Origin of the sequence: Microcystis sp. LE19-10.1B, from assembly GCF_027530565.1 — a bacterium.
Taxonomy (GTDB): domain Bacteria; phylum Cyanobacteriota; class Cyanobacteriia; order Cyanobacteriales; family Microcystaceae; genus Microcystis; species Microcystis aeruginosa.
In genome coordinates, this window is the sequence record NZ_JAPZQM010000046.1 from 35,621 (window position 1) to 41,620 (window position 6,000).

Sequence of the window (6,000 nt, forward strand, 5' to 3'; positions counted from 1 at the left end):
CGGCCCCAAACTTACCTATATTATAGGCTGTCTTTTTTGTCAGTAGAAAAGAATCAATGGGAACTTACCCCGTTTACGGGTCTTCTTTTAGGGGTAAAATCACGAAACAGCTATAAGAATCTCACTTCATGCAATTGTTTGATCGCATCCGTTTAGGGATAGCCGTAGCGGTGGCTAAAACCGTTACTGCTGTGGTTAAAGGACTCCGTTTAGGGGCTGCCAGCGTCCTGCCGGGGGAAATTGCCCGTCGTCTCCATCCCCGTTTGTTACCGCTACTCTGTGGGCAAGTCCGACGGGGGGTAATCTTGGTGGTTGGCACAAATGGAAAAACTACCACTTCCCTACTCCTAAGAACTATTCTAGAGCGTCAGGGGGCAAAAGTCACCCATAATACCACTGGGGCAAATTTAATTAATGGTTTAATCACTGCTTTATTGGCCGATGCCAATTTATTCGGCACTTTAAAGGCTGATTATGCCATTTTAGAAGTGGATGAAAATATTCTCCCTTTGGTTTTAAAAGATTGTCGTCCTCGCGCTATTTTAGCTCTCAATTTGTTTCGCGATCAACTCGATCGCTATGGGGAAGTGGATACGATTAGTCGCCGTTGGCAAGGGGCCATATCTCCCCTACCCACCGATACTTTAGTGATTCTCAATGCTGATGATCCGACCCTTTCCCATTTGGGTCAACAACTGCCCCAAAGAGTTGTATATTTTGGCTTAAGTGAGCCGGAATTATATCTAGAAGAAATTCCCCACGCTGTCGATTCTATTTACTGTCCTAAATGTGGCGCTTCTTTGGATTATCGCGGGGTTTATCTCTCCCATTTAGGGGATTTTAGTTGTCCTAGTTGCGGCTTTAAAAAGAGTAGTCCTGCTTTTCATAGTCACGATTGGCCGCAGATTTTAATCGGTGTTTATAATAAATATAATACTTTAGCGGCGGGTTTAGTAGCCCAGAAATTAGGGATTAAAGATCGAGAAATTTTTGAGACAGTTCAGGGTTTTAAAGCGGCTTTTGGTCGAGCGGAAGAATTAGAAATTGAGGGTAAAAAAGTTAGGATTTTACTGTCTAAAAATCCCGTGGGTATGAATGAAACAATTCGCGCAGTGGCTGATATTTTACAGAAAGAAAAGTCTTCTACTACTCTCTTAGTTCTCAATGATCGCATCCCCGACGGTACGGATGTTTCTTGGATTTGGGATGTGGATACGGAAAAATTAACCCGTTTGGGAACAACTTTAGTAGTAACGGGCGATCGACTTTATGATATGGCTTTACGCTTACAATATAGTCAGGATAGTCTCGCTTATCCCGTTAATTTAATTGTTGAATCCGAGCTAAAAAAAGCGATCCAAATTGCCCTTAATAACACCAAAAATGAGGAAACTTTACATATTTTACCCACCTATTCTGCTATGTTAGAAGTACGAGAGATTCTCACGGGACGAAAGATTTTGTAGAAATTAGAAAAGAGTGAAGATTGGTGTTAGGTGTTGGTGTGGTCACTGCGTGCGCGTTGCGGGGGGTTTTAGGGTGTTAGGGTTTTAGGGTTTTAGTTGAAATTCCCCACTTCCCCACTTCCCCACTTCCCCACTTCCCCATTCCCCCATTTCCCCATTTCCCCATTTCCCCATTTCCCCATTTCCCCATTTCCCCATTTCCCCTAAGAAATTATGCAAGAACTAGAACTAAAAATCGGCTGGTTATATCCGACCTTAATGAGTACCTACGGCGATCGAGGTAATGTTATTACTATTCAAAGAAGATGTCAATGGCGTGATATTCCTGTGACAATTATTCCCCTAGATGCTCAAACAGAAGCCGAGACATTTTATCAAGTAGATATAATTGTTGGGGGTGGGGCGCAGGATCGGCAACAGGAGATCGTTATGCGGGATTTACAGGGTAAAAAAGCGGCGGCGATGAAAGAACAATTATCGGCAGGAATACCGGGGGTTTTTACCTGTGGTTCCCCACAATTATTAGGACATTATTACGAACCAGCTTTCGGTCAAAGAATCGAGGGATTAGGATTATTAGACCTAGTAAGTAAACATCCCGGTCCCAATGCAAAACGCTGTATCGGTAACGTGGTTTTTGAAATTACGGCCTCCCCCTTAGCGGAGGAAATTAAAGCTATGACCGGGGAAAAACCGCTAGTAATCGGCTTTGAAAATCACGGGGGTCGTACCTATTTACAGACCGTTTCTCCTTTAGGAAAGGTGATTACCGGTTACGGAAATAACGGAGAGGACGGTTATGAAGGGGCATTTTACCACAATGCGATCGCCACCTATGCCCACGGTCCCTTACTACCCAAAAATCCCTTTTTAGCCGATTGGTTAATCGAAAAAGCTTTAGAACAAAAGTATCAACAAGCCATTTTTTTAACAAAACTTGATGATTCTCTGGCCCTGAAAGCAAGATTTGCCATGTTTGAACGACTAGAACTAACCGGCGTGACCAATAAAGCCTAAACTGGTCATATAGACTTATGGCAGGAGATAGTCAAACTAGCCATTAAGAATTTTAATTGTGGCAGCTCATGAAATTATGACTGGAAAAATTATTGATCGTCAAACGGCGGGGTTTCTCGTCCTCATCATCCCCCTAGCGGTGCTAATCATCCTTGTTTTTACCGCTTGGCCATTGATCCTACTTGTCTTCTTCTTAACTCTTGCAGTCAAGGTGTGGCAAGACTATCGCTGGTCAAAATTATCGACGGTGATTAACCCCTATTTCAATCAACTTTTACAGGACAATCAAGGTTGTCTCACCCCGATTGACCTATCGGCAAAAGCCAATCTCACGGCCAAATTAGCTAGACAATTTTTAGACAAAAAAGCTGAGGAATTTGGGGCGCAAAAAAAAGCTGTAGGCGATAAGGGTATGGCCTATTACTTTATCACCGCCAGTACCTTGGGTAGTATTTTTGATGAGAGTGACCCCTCTTTAGAAGAAATAGGGGAAAAACAAATTCCTGCGATTACTGCATCGAGATTCCCTCGGACCAATTTAGAGCAATCGCAGGAGACTAAATCCCCCCTGATTGTCGCCGAGAAGAGCGAAAATTCCGTCCCGGAGGTTCCTGTTATTTCCTCCTCCCAACCTCTGACTAATTTAGGTAAATTATTTGAGGAAAAAGAGGAAGAAAATACCGCAGCGATCGCTGTTCAAGAAACGGTAATTCAAGAACCGGAGGAGATAATTAATCCTAGTTTGAACAGTCCTGATAGTTCTTTATCCCAATCAGAATCAGAAGTTAAGGAAGAATCTCTAACCTCTGATTCTGAAACTATCTCATCAATGAGTTTGGCGGATTTGGCTAAACGTTTAGGAGTTACCCCGGCCGTTTTGGGTAGAAACAAGAAAAATAAATCCGAAACAGAATTTGCCGATTGGAGTCGCATCAGAGATCCCGATGGTATTGCTTGGAAATTTGACGCAAAAAACTCCCTATTTGTGGCCAACTGATCGGTAATTTGTTTGGTTTTTTAGACAGGCTCAATGCCTGTCTTTTTTGGCTCTACGTCCTACCCTCGATCCCTATAGATGGTTACTTCAGGTTGCTTCAGGCTCTTGGAAATCATCACCGACCACAAATCTTGCGGTTGTATCAGTAACAGGATAGGTTTTAACGTAAATGAGACAACCTGTTGTTGAGGAAGGGCTGTAGGGGCAATTGGGGGGGTATCTTAGCCAACTGCCTACTGGATAACTACCTAACTCATCACTCCAGGTAACTTCAATGACAAAGATTTCTTTAATCTCAGTTTCGACAACATTCACCAACTGAGTGTTGGGCAGCCAACGCTCGATCCAGACTTTTTCTGAGAAATCTGCTTGCTCATAGAGGTGTTGAACCTTAATGTCAGGCACTATACCTGCTTGCCAGGAGCCATTGAAAATGTTGGTTCTCACTTGTTGGCGAGTTTTACCACCATGTTGCCGCAATTTAACAAAAGTCAGGCATCCTTCCTCACTATAGGGGCGATGGATAAAGCCTTCGGGGTTAAGCATATAAGTACCCGGTGGATGCACCCCTGTTTCATCTGCAAAATTGCCTTCAAGCACCAAAATCTCTTCACCACCGGGATGTCCATGCAGCGGAAAAAAACCACCCGGATAGAATCGAGTCAGCATTGTTACTGGATGATCCTGGATTTCATGGTCAGACTCGAAACAGCCAAACCAAATTCCAGTAAAGTTTGTCTGAAACCAAGTTAATGATGTGGGAAGCACAGATACGCGGCTTAGTAAGTTTTCGTGAACTTTTTGGGGTTTCCACAGAGATTGAGCAGTCATCTTTCCTGAATTTTATTTTTTTGCGTCGAAAAATTATTTGGTATTATTCTTCTACCTAAGAATACTATGTAAGCAGTTATGCCTTCAAGTTTCCGAATTCATCTACTCTCATTAATAACTTCGGGACGGGAAATAGGCGGAACTCGATCGCGATGGCTTTTTAGTCCAGCTAACGGCTGAGTTATGCCGTGCTTCTCATCGACAAGAAGGTGATCGTCTTAATTCTTAAGCATAGCCGACAATCTCATGGAATGAACACTAGGATCGTTTCATTCTCTCAAATCCTTATCTGTAACGTTTTTAGTCGATTTATCGGAATAAGTAGGTAGGCGTTAAAAATTATCAGATTTCCCCCCTTATCAAGGGTAGGGTTGATTCATGAATCAACCCTACTATGAATTAACCCTAGGATTAAGGGGGGATCAAGGGAACGGTGATTCCCGACAACATCAGTGATTGAGTTTCCTGCTTTCATCCCCAAATAGTTGTGCTAGAATGGCGAAAAATTACCCCGATTGATAATTATGTTAGCCGAATTAGCCGCCGCCGAAATCGCTAAAATCGCCTTTGAAGCTGTTATCGGTAAATTAACGGAAGGAGCAATGGATAAAGGTGTAGAATTGTGGAAAAAAATTAAGCAAAAGTTACAAAAGGAACCCGCCGCCGCTCAGGTTTTAGCGGCAGCAAAACAAACCAAATCCGAGGCGATGATTGAACAGCAAGTGGTTCCTTTTTTACAGGTAGAAATGCTCAAAGACACCAATTTTGCCCAAGAAATCCAAACCCTAGCACAACAAATTATAGCGTTTCTGATTCACAAGAGGTACATTCCCGATCCTGAACAGCTTAATCAGCAAAGGTTTAAGTGTGCCGCACAGATGCGAGAACCGCTATAAACAAGTTATCAACAGCAGTAGGTTGGGTTGAGCAATAATAACTCTTGTCTGTCAAATATTAGCGACGCTTGAGCGAAACCCAACCACACCAATGTCGTCAAGAATGTTGGGTTTCTAACTGGGATTGGTGCGTTACGCTAACGCTAACGCACCCTACTGGATTGTTTCAGCTAATTTGGTGTATTAGAAAAATGCTATAAATTCTATAATCTAAGACTTTAAGCCGAAATCTATTGCCCTATTTTAGCTGAAACAATCCACTACAAGCTGGGAATTGATGACCCTCGGCGATTCGCGTCTGGAGAGGTAATGTTTCTCCCTCTACATTTATACTACCCCAGGAGAGTCCTCCCACAGAATCAATACCACTGGCTACTTGATAACGGATCCGGAACGGTTAAAATGAGATTATAAGTGATTCGGAGGAAAAAATATGTCATACTACGATAACTGTTTTGACCACATTACTGATCCTGTCCAACGAAATTCTGTTCGCCAGCAATGGTTACAGATGATTGACGGAGGTTTATCTGTTGCCGATGTTAGGATACTACTAGATAAGTACCCAGATTTTCGGTTGGCGAAGAGTTTCTTGCTACTTTGCCTGAGTTTAAAGATGTATTTGATAAGAATGTTTCGGCTCTTCGTTACCCTTTATGCTAAATCAACATACAAGATGCCAAGATAACATACTTCTAACCCAAAAATTCCGAAAGTTTCTAAAGCCATAGCCTCTCCGTTTTATTAGTTTAAGTTTATTGTTGATTCTCTCGACCACCCCATTCGTTGTCCT

The 6,000-nt window shown here is 42.6% G+C and carries 6 protein-coding genes; 4 read left to right on the forward strand and 2 right to left on the reverse strand.

Annotated elements, in window-relative coordinates:
• The first annotated feature begins 128 nt into the window (after positions 1-128).
• The 3 genes from O9332_RS01770 (at position 129) to O9332_RS01780 (ending at position 3,480) form a co-directional block, all read left to right on the forward strand.
• Positions 129-1,466: a Mur ligase family protein gene (locus tag O9332_RS01770; protein ID WP_288023413.1), complete on the forward strand. Its 1,338-nt coding sequence runs from the start codon at positions 129-131 to the stop codon at positions 1,464-1,466.
• Positions 1,467-1,679: 213 nt separating this feature from the next.
• A complete protein-coding gene (locus O9332_RS01775; protein ID WP_002762112.1) occupies positions 1,680-2,483 on the forward strand; it encodes a type 1 glutamine amidotransferase in 804 nt (267 codons plus the stop codon).
• 76 nt (positions 2,484-2,559) lie between these two features.
• Positions 2,560-3,480, forward strand: coding sequence for a hypothetical protein (locus O9332_RS01780; RefSeq protein WP_353853395.1), 921 nt, complete (start codon positions 2,560-2,562; stop codon positions 3,478-3,480).
• A gap of 87 nt (positions 3,481-3,567) precedes the next feature.
• On the opposite strand, the gene O9332_RS01785 is transcribed toward O9332_RS01780, so the two are convergent.
• The gene (locus O9332_RS01785) at positions 3,568-4,311 is read right to left on the reverse strand and encodes a cupin domain-containing protein (RefSeq protein WP_288023417.1); all 744 of its coding nucleotides are present in this window, start codon (positions 4,309-4,311) and stop codon (positions 3,568-3,570) included.
• A 524-nt stretch (positions 4,312-4,835) separates the two neighbouring features.
• Here O9332_RS01785 and O9332_RS01790 point away from each other — a divergent pair.
• Positions 4,836-5,207 (forward strand): hypothetical protein, encoded by a 372-nt coding sequence (locus tag O9332_RS01790; protein WP_002762118.1) that lies wholly within the window; start codon positions 4,836-4,838, stop codon positions 5,205-5,207.
• Between the two features lie 664 nt (positions 5,208-5,871).
• Here O9332_RS01790 and O9332_RS01795 read toward each other — a convergent pair.
• A partial coding sequence (locus O9332_RS01795) for a transposase (RefSeq protein WP_288023419.1) occupies positions 5,872-6,000 on the reverse strand: 129 nt, incomplete at its 5' end.